Here is a 14,670-nt window from a genome sequence, read left to right as displayed (position 1 = left end):
ACTACTGGGCCGCTTCGGACAAAACCGCGTTTAGCGCAGTTTTCTTCTCCAGCGACATGATTTTCAGATTGCCGGAAAACAGAATGCCGGTGATCGGAAGCACCGGTTCGGTAGGCAGTTCTTCGTGGTGGGCACTGTCTTTGGGAACATGCAGCCTATGCTCCACGCCCTCTTCGGCTCCAGACAGGGTCAGCGCCACATTTCCGCGAGCCTCCAGCAATTTCGCGCCGTAAAGAAACTCGAAACTCAACATCGAAACGAGAAATTTGTAGGTTCCATCGCGCACGCCGCCCTTCATCATCGCAGCGCGATGCACCTCCCCGCCCATCGCCACATCGAGCGGCGGAATGCGCGGATCGCACACATAGCCAAGCGCCAGCAACTGCCCGTTATCCACCTCAAAGCGCATTCGGTCCAAGCCAAGATCAAGCGCCGAGATCGAAAAGCGGCGATTGCTGTACTGGACCGGCACGCGGCCAAGCCGCTTGCAAAGTTGCTCGCCGCTCAAAGCTCGCGCATTGGCGAAATGGTCGGGATCAATCGCAAAGGGCAGCGCCTTGGCACGATGTGGAACCGACAAGGCTGGTTCAAGAACATCGGCGATCAGATTCGCAACGATGGTTGTCGAGACAGGCCGAGCATAATGGCCCTGATCGAGATAGAAGGCCGGGTTGCTCACGACATCGCGGCCATATTGCTGCATCAGCATGCGTGAGACATCGGCACAGATCGTGCCATACCATTGCGAGATATAATTGATGCCCGCATCGATCGATGGAACGGAATTGAGGAACGAGCCATTGCGCGCACCAAATACGAGCGTCGCAATACGCAGGTTCGGATTGCGTTCAAGTGCGTAGCGGATAATTCCCTCGTAAAATCGTGCCCAATGACGGAATGGACGCCGTTCATCACCATAAACGAACGCATCATTGATGGCATATTCGATCAGCAGCAATTCGCAGTCTTCCAGCTGCTCGAAAATCTTCAGTTGGTAAAGGCCGAAAGCACTCGTCGTACCGCCGACCGCGAGATCGGCCACGATATCCAGCTCGACTCCGCGCCGCGCCATGGTCGAAAGCAGGGTCGGCAGATAACCGGGCAGCATGACGGTATTGGAACCACCAATGATTACAGTCTTGAGTTTCATTTCGTCACCATTGCGGCCTGGCCTGCCGGGGTCAGAGCCCCGCAGCGCCAGACGCCGTAAGTTCCCTCATCCCAATCGAAATAATAAGCGGCCGCGATCTGGCCGCTATCCATCATCTGCCGGAAGCGCTCCCGCGCCTTTTCGACCAATTGCTGGCGATTATTATCATCTGCCGGGCAGGTCTTGGACTTGTTGGCAAAACCCCATTCCGTAATCCAGCATGGCTTTCCATCGGCACCGCCGCAGAAAGAAAGCGCATTGCTGATGTGCTTTGCACGTGCGGCCCGCGTGCCACTACTGCCCGGATAGATGTGAATGCCGTAGCCGTCCGCAGCGCCATCCAGACCATATTTCTTGAGAAGATCGGTAAAGGCGGCTGGGTCGACAGTATCTATCCCGCGCCGATCGGCATCGATGAAGGGGATGTCGGACAAGCCCGCAGATACGACCTTTGCCTTGGCGCTGTATCTGGTTTTCGCCAGTTCCGCACGCACGATTCGCAAAAGTTCGACGTACTTCTCAGCGCCTTTTTCGACCAGAGGCAGCTCTTCCATCTCGTCGAGCGAGCGAGCGGTCTTCATCTTTTCGTTGGGGAGAATGGCAAGATCACCATTATAGGCGCCCCAATTGATCTCGTTGCCGGGTTCCACGGCAACGAGAGGCACCCCAAGCGCATCGATCTTTTGAAGCGCATCACCAATCGCTGTCTGGAAACGTTTCTGATCAATATCCGATAGCCGGTACATGTCCCAGATGCGGCCTCGCCCCGAACGCGGCTTGGTACCTTCCGGATAGAAATCCACATTATTTAGCGAGACTTCCAACAGCACGGCCAGCTTCTTTTCATGCGCAAGCCGCACCGCATCGATGCTCTGGTCGATGGGCCGCGTCAGCGAAAGCCGCACGGCAACGACGCCATTCTTCACCATCTGGTCGAATATCTGTTCGCGTTCAGCGGCGGGCAACCAGGCCATATTGACCCGGTTGACGCCGAAGCGCGTGTCAGCAAAAGCACCAATCGGCATGATGCCGAGCATGGCAGCGCCCAAAAGCGCTGCGATTACCCGTTTTCTGCCCCCGGCGCTCCTAACCGTCAGTTTCATCGGATACCGATATCCTTCAACGCGCCGTTGAAATTGGCTTCGCATTCTGAATAGCGATTGATGGCGGCTGGCACGTCAATCTTCGAAAGGAAGTCGCGCAGGTAAGCCTTTTTCTGTGGCTCGCGATTCCAGACGCTGGCATCGATATGCGGAAAGCCGACAAATCCCAGCATTTCGCGCATACGATCATCGACGGCAATCATCAGCCCCGGAATCCCCGACTGCATGCCGATGATCGTGCCATGGAAGCGGCGGCTCAAACCGAAATCCTGACTGGAAATCCAGCTGCGCCATTTGTGCGTATCAAAGAACACCAGCAGCTCATTCTTGCGCTGCCATTTCTCCATATGCTTGTATTCGACAGGCGCGGTGATGCGGCTTGCCGCCTGATCATAGGCTTCCGAATGGTCTTCGCCGGCCATGTTCATATTGTAGACGATTACTTCATCCTGAAGGACATAGCTTGCAACACTGTCCTTTTCGAGCAGCGCATGCGCATCGACAATCGTATCGGCCACGCTGCCAAGATAGCCGCCGAAGGAGATTTTCTGTGCATCCGCAAGGCTTGGATCAGCAAGTCGGCTCAGCGAGCGCTTCATCTGATCCGGCGCATAATAGAGCGACGGACAGCCGGTCGGGCGGACATATTTCATGCCCGCATCTTTCAGGAATTCCGCCGTGAAATGACCGCGCGTCAGGAAGAAGCTTTCCTTGCGGCGCAGAATTTCAAGGAAACGGCGCGTGCCTTCTGGTAGCTCTTCCTTGAGGTTTTCCTTCTTCTGAATACCGATACCCATGACGACAATCGGCATATTCAGCTTTTCAAAGACGAAGGATTCCGTCGTTGCCGCATAGCCCGGACGCAAAAGATTGGCCGAGGCGAACAGGCATAGATCGAAGCTCTCATTGAGCTTCGCATAGGTGTCGGGTGACTTGAGGCTGTTAGCCAGATGCCAGAACGGAACATAGGTCACGTCGTGGCCGCGCACGGCATTGGCGGCACCTTCGCCGATGAGATAATTGCCCGTATTGGCAATCTTCTTGACCTGATCGATCACATCCTTCTTCGTGCGGATGGGTTCGAAATAGGGGCGATGCTTCACGCTCGCCCCGGAAACGCTTTCGACGGTCCGCATCAAATATGACGGAATGCCGGTAATCATTATGCGCATGATGATCCATCTTCGCTGGAGTTATAAAACGGCTCGTGGAATGGGAGTTATCCAATGCCGATTTCTGAAAGAGCGCTTCGGAAGTTGCGTTCGCGGTCCGAATATTTCTCGATCACATCGGGAATGTTCATCGCCGCAATATGATCGCTCACAAAAGCACGCCGGTCGTTGGCGGCGTTTAGATCGCGCGCGTCGATCTTCGGCAGACCGGAGAAATTGAGCATTTCGCGCATGCGATCGTCGACCGCCACCATCAGGCTCGGCACACCGGCCTGCATGGAAATGACATTGCCGTGGAAGCGGCGTCCGAAGGAGAAATCCATGGTCGAGCACCAGGCACGCCACTGGTTGGTGTCGAGAAAGGCGTGAACGCTGATCTTCTTCTTGAGATCGCCGGAGCCTTTGTAGGTGAGCGGGCCAACCAGTTCGCCGGTGGTTGAATCGTAGGCGCGTCCATTGGCGTCCGGCTCAAGCTGCATGTCGAAATGCAGAAGTTCGTCCTGAACCACATAGGCCGAGCGCCCGTCATCGGAGCTGAGCGCATTCATGTCGCCAATGGTTTCCAGTTCCGCCCCCATATAGCCGGTGAAGACAGTACGCCCCTCACCTACCTTCACTTGCGGCAGACGGCTGATCGCTTTGCGCATATTGTCTGGCCGGAAATAAAGCGACGGACAGCCAACCGGGCGAACATAGGAAAAGCCCTGATCACGCAGATAACCGGCGGCATTCTCGCCGCGCGTGAGGAAATAGTGTTCGCGGCCTTTCAATACTTCGAGCAATTTCTTCGTGCCCACAGGCAGCCCGTCCTCGCCTTCAATATCAGGCCGGTTCTGGATGCCGATGCCAAGCATGACGACGGGCATGTCGAGTTTGGACAGAACAAGCGCTTCGGCATCCGCTGAAAGTCCCTTGCGCAGAAGGTTTGCGCAGGTGAAGACGCAGATATCGAATTCCTTGTTGATCTCTTCCAGACCCGTTCCGTTATTGACACAATTATAGAGATGCCAGAACGGAACATGCTTGGCGGATGGCAGAAGGGCGGTCATGGCGCCTTCTCCAATCAGATAATTACCCGTATTGCTGATGTTCTTCAGCTCCTGGATAAAATTATCCTTGGATTCCGAATCCCGCTGCTTTTCGGAATAATAAACCTGAGCCTTGTCCGCGCGCTGGATAAGGCGGGTCAAATGGCTCGGGATGCCAGTGACGAGAATTCGTGGGTTGGCTGGGCGGCTCATAGGTCGACCTTTCTGGTATAATCAGGCAACCGCGCGACCGGGGAGAACGGCAATCGCGCTGGCATCATCTGTAACGTCCGGCTGTGAAGACCGGGATTTCGGATAGACAGGGCTGATTTCATTGGCCCAATCCGTGAAGTCGGAAAATGCAGCACTCCATGTGCGGTGCGCCGCCGAGGCAAGCGCGCCTTCAGCAGTGCGCATCAGGGCGTCATTGTCCTGCGCAAGAATGGTCAGGATACGCGTCATGTCGGCGACGATTTGCGCATCATTGCCATTGCGGATCAGGATGCCGTCGCGACCATGATTGATGAGTTCATCGACCGCGCCAACTGCTGTTGCCACTGGCACACAGCCAAGCTGCTGCGCTTCGGCGATCATCAATGGAGCGCCTTCCCAACGCGAAGGCATCAAAAGCACATCGGCCCAGGCAAGATGGTTTGCGATGTCCTTGCCGTCGAAAACCGGCGGTGACACACAAACACCCGCGTCCTGCAGCTTCGTCATCCAGGACGCGCTCGGATCGTCGGACAGAATCTCTCCGCCAATCGCTTGCGCGTCGAAGGAAATGCCCTGCTCTCTCAGCTTCATGATTGCATCATGCAGCCGATCAATGCCTTTCTGGCGGTCGAGACGGCCCATATAGAGGATGCGCATGGGTCGGTCTTTGCGGCCTTCCTTGCGGGCAGCCGTCACCTGCGCGCGCTGCTTCGCATCGATGGAGAAGCTCGCGCCATTTGGCACCGAGAAGACCTTCTCAAACGGTACGCCAAAACTGTGCAGATAGATCTTCAGCTGATCCGAACAGGTGAGAAACGCATCATAGGCATGTTCGAAGGCGATAGCCGCATAGGGTTGCCCGGCCTGACGGCGAAAGACCGTCTCGTCCACAACATGGAGATAGCAGGCCGTGCGCGTTCCCTCGGATCTCAGCTTGCCCATCAGCGGATGCGCCGCCATGACATGGTTGTTCACGACCAAATCGAAACCTGAAAGCTGGCCACGGAGGATACTCCAGTCAAGTGGATGGTCCTCGGTGATGAAGTCCTGACCGAGAAAGCGGTTTGTATCGCCCCAGGCAGGAATGCCATCCTTCCAAAAGTGGAGATAATCGAAGGACTGGTCGAACTCGTCCAGCACATCCATGCGTTCATTGCCGAGCACGAAGAGATGGGTTTCAAAGCCCTGATTCTTCAGTTCGCGACCAGCCGCATAGGCCACCTTTTCCGCGCCGCCAAACGATGCATTCGGCACCAGAACAGCAGCTGTCTTTTTCTTCGCGGTATTATGTGCGAGCGGCAGGACAGGCCCACCGCCAAGCTCATCGCGCAGCACTTGATACATGTCCGACAAAGCGGGCAAGCGGCGCGGGCGCCACGTCCAACGGATGGCAGCGCTCTGCTTCAGCGGGCTTGTGGCAATCGATGTGACCAGATTAAGCATCGACTGCTCAGGCCGCGACAAGGCCCGGCGTTGACGTACGCGCGGGAAAGGAAAGCGGACCTTCATCCGCGCCGATGTGGGCCACAATTGCTGTGTACCCAACGAAGCGAACCAATCCAGTGCATCATTTTCAATGATGTCCTTGATCAACTTCGTCGAGACGAAAATCAGATCGGCATGTGGCTGGCGCGTACCCGACGGCATGATCTCGGTGTCGATACGCCGTTCGTCTTCGACATTGGTCAGTTCCACAAAGACGATGTTGGCCTGTTCCGACAGCTTCTCGAGCCGCGACAGGATATTTGGCAACAGCCGTGAACGCGCCAGAAGCTTAAGCGTCTCCGTATTGGACGAGGCAAGGAATGGCGGAAAATGAAAATTATCCGGTTCGGAAACACTGCCCCAGAATGCACGAATTGCATCATCGAACTTAAGATCCGTGGTGCCTAGGCTGAGATCGGTGAAAAGACTGACCGTCCCCTCGCCTGCCCGGATCACGCCATAGCGCGGACATTCCTCATGCTCGAAGCCCACAAGCGTCGGGCGGCGAAACAGCGCCTTGTGCCGCTTGCGCAAAAAGCTGATCGAACCGGAACGATCACGATTGGCTTCCTTGAAACGACTTTCTGCACGCAGGCGATATTCAAAGCCAGTATCGTGACACGGCGCGCCGACAAAACCCGCTTCAATCGCCGAGAGCCAGAACTCCCAGTCTTCAAAACCATTCTGGCGGTCATCGTCGAAACGGACGCCGCTGCGGAAGACATCCGCGGAAATCATCGATCCCGTATCGCAGATATTATCGGTGATACAATGGATCAGACGCGAATAGCCGTCACCATAATGCGCGCGCCAATTTACTGAGAAGGTGTCGATATTAGTGTAGACCCAACCTGCATTCGACGCCAGAAGCTTTCGATAAAGCGTATCGATGGTTTGCGGCTGTACCCGGTTGTCGGCATCGACGAAATACACCGCCTTCACATCTGGCATTTCTTCGAGAATATAATCGACAGCGCGATTGCGCGCGCCACCGGGACCGGCATTCTCACCAAAGATGATGTGAATATTGGGGTGGGCTGCCGCATAGAGCGTCAAGCTGTCGAACACTTCGCGGCGCGGATCGCCATCGACCGACACCACGACCTGGGTTCGAAAAACAGTTTCCGATGCCAGCACGCTTTCCAGCGCTTCAAGCGCCAGCGCCGCATGGCCATAGAGCGGCATGGCAACGACGATCAAATCCTTCGATCTATCGTACATTCGCGGCCTCTTTGGCTATTTCCTGGACGGGACGCGCCTCGATGTGCTTGACCAGCCGGAAGTTGAAGACTTTAAGCCAGGAAAAGTCGACAGAATCTGCGGCTGCCTTGCTCAGGACAACGAGATCCATGGTGCGATCAATCGGTTCTTCAAGCATGAAGTTGATGTCGATCGGGCGATTGGGCGCAACTTCCGACCAGCCGCTGAACAACACCTGCTGACGACGGCGGTCGAGACTGGAAATCGCATCGATTTCCTCCTTCACATCCGAAGCCAGATTGACCAGCAACAGGCCGACCGCGCAGGGCTGGCCTTCCGGATGGTCGATCACGGCACGCGCCGAAACCCGCACGGTACCCGGTGCAACCACGCGACGGATTGCGGCTGCGGTGATTCCTTCTTCAAGAGGATGACAGCCGATGGCATCTTCGTGTTCCAGAAAACGCACAGTCGGGAAATCGGGCGTAATCGGCGTAACGGAAACGTTGGCCACATTGCGTAACAATTCAATCGGCAGACGATAATCATCTACCTTGCGACCGTTGATCAGCGAAGTCGGCACGATGGCGTTCGGCAATGACGCCGGACGAACACCCGGTAAGCCGGTGAAAATGCGCAACGCCAGCGGGCGCATGTCGAGATCGGCATGCGGAATGCGGGCCCGCGCCGCATAACGTTCATTGGCGATCACGTTACCAAGCGATAGTTCAGGTGGCACTCCTCCCGTAGCGGAGATGCGCAGACGCAACGTACGATGGTTTCCGTCACATGCCTTGGGAAGTGAGAAGAAGTTCCATTCCGAATGCAGCGCACCGTAAGGCACCAGCCATTCGGCGATCCCCTCACCGTTTTCAAGATAGTCCAGCGTGACGATCAGCTGGCCGTTGCGATTGGCAGGCAAGTCACGGAAATGCAGAGAAAAACCTGAAACAGCGTAGCTCGAAACCGGGAATAGCTGTTCAATTTCCGATTCACGCAGAAGGCGTGCAAAGCCTTCATCCTTCGGATCGACCAAAGGGGAATGACTGAATATCTCTGTCGAGGAATCCCAGTTGCGAGCATGAAATGCATCTTCGATTGCCCGGTAATTCTCGAACATCGTCTCGCGTTCGCGACGCAGCATTGCAAGCTCGGTATGAACCCTGCTGACATGGCCGACAAGACGATCCAGACTGCTCTCGAGCAATTGCGTAACCAGCAGGGGAACAGTTTCAGCTGTCGCATCGTCGATCCGCACGACGGGAAGTTCCGGAATGGTACTCAGACGATAAACCTGCTGCAGAATCGCCTTCAACTCATTCTCGCCCTCTTGCGAAGCAGCAACCGCGATGAGCGGAAATGTGTTCGCCAGTCGAAGACGTTTTCCATCTCCTTCGACAAAGGTAGTCAGCTCGCCCAGAGACGTCGCTTCCAGCGCTTCACGATCACGCATCGAAGCAATGGCATATCGGCGGGATTTCCGCGCCGAGATCGCAGGAAGTGGTGTGCTCAACATAATCATCCATTGTGTGAGGGCCGACTTGGGAGTCTCGGCCTGCACGTACAATGAGAAAATACAGACTATGTATTGTCAACAGACTTATAGCATCAACTATATGATAATATTGCGAATATTTGGAGTGATTTTAATTCAAATTTTGAAATAATGTTCATGTATATTGAAAATACAGCGTAAACACGTAGAAACACGGCATTTTATATTTCTAAATCATTGTTTGAACGCCAGATTTTCGCCACATACTGATTATCTCCCGTTCAATACTGCGTCGATCAAGGTTTTTTGCTGTTGTAAACAATCCGACAACTTGAACCGATTTTCAACGGTTCGACGTGCTGCCGCCCGCATCTGAAGGCATGCATCGGGATCACGAAGCACGTTCATGATCACTTCCGCCAACACATCCGAGTCAAAAAACGGCACGAGCAGCCCATTCTGACCCGAACGGATCACTTCCCGCACAGGCGGCGTGTCCGAACCGATGATGAGTGCTCCGCAGGCCATCGCTTCCACGACCGACCAGGACAGAACGAACGGGTAAGTCAGATAGATATGGGCAGTCGATATCTGATAGAGTTTCCGTAGCTGGGCATGCGGGATTGTGCCTGGGAACACGATACGATCCGGCGGCAGATCGAAATTCCTGATAAGATGCTCACGCCACGAACCGCCGCCCGGCGGCGGTGTTCCATAACTCACGCCATCGCCGCCGACAAAAACGAAGATCGCTTCGTCGTTTCGGCGAATGACCTTCGCCGCAGCTTCAAGCGCTTGTGGAAATCCACGATAGGGCTCGAGATCGCGGGCGACGAATGTAATCACCCGCGATTCTCCTACTTTCAGCGTCCGCCCATCCGGCAACTGAATTGTTGCATGTCGATCCGGATAGAAAAGTTTTGTATCTACCCCTTCATGCACCACGGCAATGCGATTCTGCACGGATCGTGGGTAGAGGCTTTTCTGCCAGTGCGTCGGACTAAACCCGCCGTCAATCCCCTCAAGGGTAACGAGCTGCGCCATATTGCGCAGACGCAGGCGCTTGCGAGTCTCGATATCCGGCTTATCGCCGGGCGCAAAGCCCACATCTGCACCATTGGCACGGTAGAAAAACTCGCAATACCCCAGAGCAGCTGTCGAGGGCAATACGTCCTTGACGAACATCATGCTGCCCCAGCCAATATGACCGACGACGATATCAGGCGCCTGGCCATGACGAGCCATGGATTCAAGGGTTTCAGCCACACGGTACCCGATCCTCGTATGATGATCGGGTACTTCAAGATATCTGGCCATCGCACCGCCGGTGCGAGGACCAGATTCAACCCTATGGCGTATGACGCGGACCGCTGGGAGGCGACGGTCCACCGTCTCGCAAATCAGGCTTACATCATGTCCACTGGTAGCCAGATTTTCGGCTAGCGCAGCGAATTGGCCGAAACCGCGCCTATGCACAAATGCTATACGCATGTTACGAAACGTGCTCGGCCAGCGGCCGAAAGTCGTCGCAACATATCAAATGCCAAATCGTGCGGCATTGCCCCACACGAGCTCCAGCCTGTGCAGAGTCTGGTAGGCAATCTCAAGATTTCTGAGATCGTCATCATCCCGGGTGAGGATATGGTTGTAAGCCCGGCTTGCATTCCGCAAGCTTGCGCACAGCCGTTCCCCCTTATCTGTCAGGCGGATACGAGCGGACCGTTTATCCCTCTGCGAAGCGACGCGATCAACGTACCCACCGTCCGTAAGCTGTTTAAGATAATAGGAAATGTTGGAACCGACGTAATGTCCGCGATCCAGTAGTTCACCCACAGTGAGCTCGACATCGCCGATAGCCATCAGAACCAAGGTCTGGGCCGGACCGATATCTTCCACGCCTAACTTTGTCAGCTCGGTTTTCAGCAGACTCACAAAGCGGCGGTTTACTCGTTCTATCATCCGGGCCAGTTCGAAATGCGTGATAACAACTGTATGAACCGGATGTCTGCGTTCCTGTTTTTCGGCGGTAACTTCAGGAAAATCAACGGCAGTAAAGCCATCGACTGATGTTTCGACTTCCACTCCCTCGTGTAGAAGTTTTTGCATCTTTTGCTCTCCATTTTCAATTTTACTTCAAATTTTGAAGAAATTTTCAGTTATATTTTCTTTTCTCCTTTCGCATTTCCCCGCCGTAAGAACTTTTTTCTGTCACATTCTCTGCAGTATTACTTTACTGACCTTGAGAACTAGCACACAGTTTTTAGGGATATCCGCCACCTGTGACCATTCCAAGGCAGATAGCGTATGAATGATACTCGCGAAATCAATTCGATTGGCAAGAGCCCTGCATACAAAAAGGGGCAGGACGATTCGGTAACTACGCCCAAAGGCCTGATTTTCAAGGCGCGCCGCGTTTTCCTGTCGGGACTACTTTATGCGGTACTCCTCAGTGCCTGTATCAATTTGCTACAACTCACTGTACCCCTCTATATGTTGCAGGTTCATGATAGGGTGCTGAACAGCCGAAGCATGGATACGCTTACCATGCTGACCGTGCTTGCCATCGGAGCCATGTTGGTCTTCGGCGTGCTGGAATATATCCGCTCGCTTTCCTTCCAGGCCATGGGTAGTGCCCTTGTACGTCGTCTAAACCTGGCGGTTCTGACGGCAGCGGTACAAGCTTCGGTGAATCAGGGTATGCCGAAAGCGACTCAGACGCTTCGCGATCTCAACGAATTGCGCAGTTTCCTGACCTCACCCGCCATCAATGCCCCACTTGATGCAGCATGGTCGCCTATCTTTCTCGGCGTTCTATTCCTGCTTCACCCGATGTTGGGCGTGATTGGCCTCGTCGCCGTGATCATTCTGGTCGCGTGTGGACTGCTGACTGATCTCCTGACCCGAAACCTGATTCAGGAAGCGAATCAAGCCAACATCGAAGCGGTCTCGAAAATCGGCAGCAGCTTGCGCCACGCCGAAGTCATCGAAGCCATGGGCATGCTCCCGGCACTCGCGCGTCGCTGGCGTACGATGCAGGTTCAGGCGCTCGAAGTGCTCGACCTAGGCGGCACTCGTGCCCGCGCCCTATCCTCGATTGCCCGCACAGCGCGCTTCATCATCCAGATCGGGTCGCTCGGCATAGGCACACTCCTCGCCATGCAGCAGGAAATCACCCCCGGCGCGATGATTGCAACCAGCATCATCATCGGTCGTTTGCTGATGCCGTTCGATCGAATCGTCGAAAACTGGCGTCAGTGGGTCAGCGCTATTGCGAGCTGGAAGCGTGTCCAATCACTGCTTTCTGAGAATCTGGCCGTTCGACAGACCATGCCGACACCGCGCCCCAACGGTGATCTCGTAATCGACAAGCTCATTTACGCCGCTCCCGGCGTCGATGTTCCGATCATCAAGGGAATCTCGTTCTCTGTTTCGCCAGGTGAAGTTCTTGGTGTCGTTGGCCCCTCGGCTGCGGGTAAATCAACGCTTGCCCGTCTGCTGATCGGCATCGTGAAGCCGACATCCGGCGGCGTTTTCCTGGACGGCAACAACGTTTTTCTCTGGGAACGCGGCTCATTTGGCGAGATAGCCGGTTATCTGCCGCAGTCTGTCTCGCTGCTTGATGGAACCATCAAGGACAACATCGCCCGCATGGGAGACAGCGAACCGCACCGCGTGCTTGAAGCCGCGCGCCTTGCCGATGTGCATGAAATGATCGGACGTATGCCACTCGGCTATGATACGCCGGTCGGTGACGGTCGCCTGACGCTGTCGGGTGGCCAGCGCCAAAGAATCGGGCTGGCTCGCTGCCTCTACAACCGCCCGCGCCTGATCGTCCTCGATGAACCGAATTCAAATCTTGATGCCGTTGGCGAACGTGCGCTGATCCGGGCGGTCGAACACGCCCGTGACGATGGCGCGATTGTCATCATGATCGCACATCGGCCGTCTATCATGCAGGTCGCCGACAAGCTGCTCGTCCTCGAAAACGGGCGCATTTCACAGTTCGGCCCGCGCACCGATGTCGTCGCGTCACTGACACCCGCCAGTAATGGCCCACAAATGGGAGCAGCAAACGCATGATGGGTAAATCGGTTATTCCTCGTCGTGTTTCCAGCCTGCTCGCGCCGCGTGCAGAATCGTCGGATCACAAGGCCCTCACCCGCTTCGGAAGCGTCAAACCTGAATGGGCGCTTGATCTGGAGCAAGAGGATTCGAGATCACCATTGCGCGGCCTCATCATTGCTGGCCTTGCCACAATCGGCGTCGCTTTCGGCGGTTTTTTCGCCTGGGCTTATTCTGCCAATCTGGGCAGTGCAGCAGTCGCAATGGGCACAGTGATCGTCGATTCGAAGCGCAAGACGATCAGCCATCTTGAAGGCGGCATTCTCGATCGCCTGCTCGTACAGGAAGGCGACATAGTCAAGGTCGGCCAGCCACTTCTCCGGCTTGACGACACCAAGGCCCGCTCCGATCTCCAGTCGCTGGAAAGCAGGCGCATCGGTTTGATCGCAAAACTGGCCCGCCTGCGTGCCGAGCAATCCGGTCAAAAAGAAATCAGCTTTCCAGAAGGTTTCGCCGATGGCGGCGAGAACGCGCAAAACGCCATTCGTGCAGAAAACATCTTTTTCCAGAAGCGGCTTGCCCAAAAACTGAGCAAGATCGACATACAACAGAAGACTATCGAGCAATATACGGAGCAAGCCAAGGCTTCCACATCACAGATTGCTGCCACAGATCGGCAGATTGAACTCATCAGCGATCAACGCAAAGCAATTGCCAGCCTCGTTGAAAAAGGCTTTGCCCAGAAGTCGAAGCTCACGGAAATCGATACGCGTCTCAGTCAGCTTGCGGGTGATCGTGGCGAATATGCCGGTGACAAGGCGAAGGCAGAACAAGCAAAGGCGGGAGCTGAATTCGCCCTGACGGGAATCGAAAGCGACCTGCAGTCCGAAATCGCTGGCGAGATTACATCGAGCCAAGTCGAACTTTCGGATGTGCGAGAACGCATCGTTGCCGCCAAGGATGTGATGCGTCGTGTGGAAGTCACCTCTCCGCAAGACGGTATCGTTGCGAACATCCGACTGCGCACGCCGGGCGGCGTCATCGCACCGGGCGAAGCGATCATGGATATCGTTCCGGAGAACGAGCCTCTGGTCGTTGAAATGAAAATCAGCCCACGCGATATCGACAGCATTTCGGTTGGCGCAGGCGCACAGATCCGGTTGACTGCATATAATCAACGCTCAATGGCGCCGCTCGACGGAAAACTGACCTATATCGCGGCCGATCAGTCGCTCGACGAAAAGACAGATACCGCGTTTTTCGTCGCGCGAGCCGAAATTACTCCGGCGTCACTTGCCGCAAATCCAGCGGCACGGCTTTATCCAGGCATGCCTGCCGAGATAATCATCGTACACAAGGAGCGTCGTGCCATCGATTACTTGGTTTCACCTATCACGGATAGTTTGAACCGCGCCTTCCGCGAAGATTAGCGACAAGAGTATTCCGAAGTAGAAATCGATCATAGGTTGAAATTCTAGAAAATTTGGACACCGCGTATAAATCAACGTACGTGGTGTCATATTATTGAAATAAATTGGTATTTTTCGATGTAAAGCAATATTATTCAAATTTTGAATTAATTTAAATAGAAATACGTAGCAAATATAAATTATAATAATCACAAATGTAATTCGCATATGTGTTTACACAACTGAAATATAAATTAATGGTAATAATTTGTTACTTATAGATGCCGCAATTATACCAATTACCAATGTTGCAATTCCAATTAATGCAGCGCAGACTACTAAGAGCATAATGG

At 54.6% G+C, this 14,670-nt stretch carries 10 protein-coding genes; 2 read left to right on the top strand and 8 right to left on the bottom strand.

Annotation, left to right across the window (positions count from 1 at the left end; all coding sequences use genetic code 11):
• Window position 1: 1 nt before the first annotated feature.
• From JNC70_RS11895 to JNC70_RS11860, 8 genes are all read right to left on the bottom strand, one after another.
• Window positions 2–1,150, bottom strand: a complete 1,149-nt coding sequence (locus tag JNC70_RS11895; protein ID WP_104754458.1) for an SGNH/GDSL hydrolase family protein — start codon at window positions 1,148–1,150, stop codon at window positions 2–4.
• Complete coding sequence (locus tag JNC70_RS11890; RefSeq protein ID WP_245414717.1) at window positions 1,147–2,253, bottom strand: glycoside hydrolase; 1,107 nt, start codon at window positions 2,251–2,253, stop codon at window positions 1,147–1,149. Before JNC70_RS11890 ends, JNC70_RS11895 begins: the two co-directional genes overlap by 4 nt.
• Window positions 2,250–3,425, bottom strand: coding sequence for a polysaccharide pyruvyl transferase family protein (locus JNC70_RS11885; RefSeq protein ID WP_104754457.1), 1,176 nt, complete (start codon window positions 3,423–3,425; stop codon window positions 2,250–2,252). The genes JNC70_RS11890 and JNC70_RS11885 overlap by 4 nt, the downstream gene beginning before the upstream one ends.
• 47 nt (window positions 3,426–3,472) lie before the next feature.
• Window positions 3,473–4,666 (bottom strand): polysaccharide pyruvyl transferase family protein, encoded by a 1,194-nt coding sequence (locus JNC70_RS11880; RefSeq protein ID WP_104754456.1) that lies wholly within the window; start codon window positions 4,664–4,666, stop codon window positions 3,473–3,475.
• Window positions 4,667–4,687: 21 nt separating this feature from the next.
• The gene (locus JNC70_RS11875) at window positions 4,688–7,372 is read right to left on the bottom strand and encodes a glycosyltransferase (RefSeq protein WP_104754455.1); all 2,685 of its coding nucleotides are present in this window, start codon (window positions 7,370–7,372) and stop codon (window positions 4,688–4,690) included.
• A complete protein-coding gene (locus JNC70_RS11870; protein ID WP_104754454.1) occupies window positions 7,362–8,867 on the bottom strand; it encodes a DUF6212 domain-containing protein in 1,506 nt (501 codons plus the stop codon). The genes JNC70_RS11875 and JNC70_RS11870 overlap by 11 nt, the downstream gene beginning before the upstream one ends.
• A gap of 249 nt (window positions 8,868–9,116) precedes the next feature.
• Window positions 9,117–10,337: a glycosyltransferase family 4 protein gene (locus JNC70_RS11865; protein WP_104754453.1), complete on the bottom strand. Its 1,221-nt coding sequence runs from the start codon at window positions 10,335–10,337 to the stop codon at window positions 9,117–9,119.
• Window positions 10,338–10,382: 45 nt separating this feature from the next.
• Complete coding sequence (locus tag JNC70_RS11860; RefSeq protein ID WP_010658636.1) at window positions 10,383–10,952, bottom strand: MarR family winged helix-turn-helix transcriptional regulator; 570 nt, start codon at window positions 10,950–10,952, stop codon at window positions 10,383–10,385.
• A 198-nt stretch (window positions 10,953–11,150) separates the two neighbouring features.
• On the opposite strand from JNC70_RS11860, the gene JNC70_RS11855 reads away from it, so the two are divergent.
• Both JNC70_RS11855 and JNC70_RS11850 read left to right on the top strand, forming a co-directional pair.
• Window positions 11,151–12,926 (top strand): type I secretion system permease/ATPase, encoded by a 1,776-nt coding sequence (locus JNC70_RS11855; RefSeq protein WP_104754452.1) that lies wholly within the window; start codon window positions 11,151–11,153, stop codon window positions 12,924–12,926.
• Window positions 12,923–14,338: an HlyD family type I secretion periplasmic adaptor subunit gene (locus JNC70_RS11850; protein ID WP_104754451.1), complete on the top strand. Its 1,416-nt coding sequence runs from the start codon at window positions 12,923–12,925 to the stop codon at window positions 14,336–14,338. The genes JNC70_RS11855 and JNC70_RS11850 overlap by 4 nt, the downstream gene beginning before the upstream one ends.
• Window positions 14,339–14,670 lie beyond the last annotated feature (332 nt).

The organism is Brucella oryzae (genome assembly GCF_041929965.1).
Classification (GTDB): domain Bacteria; phylum Pseudomonadota; class Alphaproteobacteria; order Rhizobiales; family Rhizobiaceae; genus Brucella; species Brucella oryzae.
The sequence above is the reverse complement of the archived record's forward strand: the minus strand, read 5'-3'. Positions and strand labels throughout refer to the sequence as shown.

What these genes read in the sequence shown, in the direction of transcription:
- JNC70_RS11885 (WP_104754457.1), bottom strand. Translation starts at nt 3,425, where the DNA reads ATGCGCATAATGATTACCGGCATTCCGTCATATTTGATGCGGACCGTC.
- JNC70_RS11890 (WP_245414717.1), bottom strand. Translation starts at nt 2,253, where the DNA reads ATGAAACTGACGGTTAGGAGCGCCGGGGGCAGAAAACGGGTAATCGCA.
- JNC70_RS11850 (WP_104754451.1), top strand. Translation starts at nt 12,923, where the DNA reads ATGATGGGTAAATCGGTTATTCCTCGTCGTGTTTCCAGCCTGCTCGCG.
- JNC70_RS11860 (WP_010658636.1), bottom strand. Translation starts at nt 10,952, where the DNA reads ATGCAAAAACTTCTACACGAGGGAGTGGAAGTCGAAACATCAGTCGAT.
- JNC70_RS11865 (WP_104754453.1), bottom strand. Translation starts at nt 10,337, where the DNA reads ATGCGTATAGCATTTGTGCATAGGCGCGGTTTCGGCCAATTCGCTGCG.
- JNC70_RS11880 (WP_104754456.1), bottom strand. Translation starts at nt 4,666, where the DNA reads ATGAGCCGCCCAGCCAACCCACGAATTCTCGTCACTGGCATCCCGAGC.
- JNC70_RS11895 (WP_104754458.1), bottom strand. Translation starts at nt 1,150, where the DNA reads ATGAAACTCAAGACTGTAATCATTGGTGGTTCCAATACCGTCATGCTG.
- JNC70_RS11855 (WP_104754452.1), top strand. Translation starts at nt 11,151, where the DNA reads ATGAATGATACTCGCGAAATCAATTCGATTGGCAAGAGCCCTGCATAC.
- JNC70_RS11870 (WP_104754454.1), bottom strand. Translation starts at nt 8,867, where the DNA reads ATGTTGAGCACACCACTTCCTGCGATCTCGGCGCGGAAATCCCGCCGA.
- JNC70_RS11875 (WP_104754455.1), bottom strand. Translation starts at nt 7,372, where the DNA reads ATGTACGATAGATCGAAGGATTTGATCGTCGTTGCCATGCCGCTCTAT.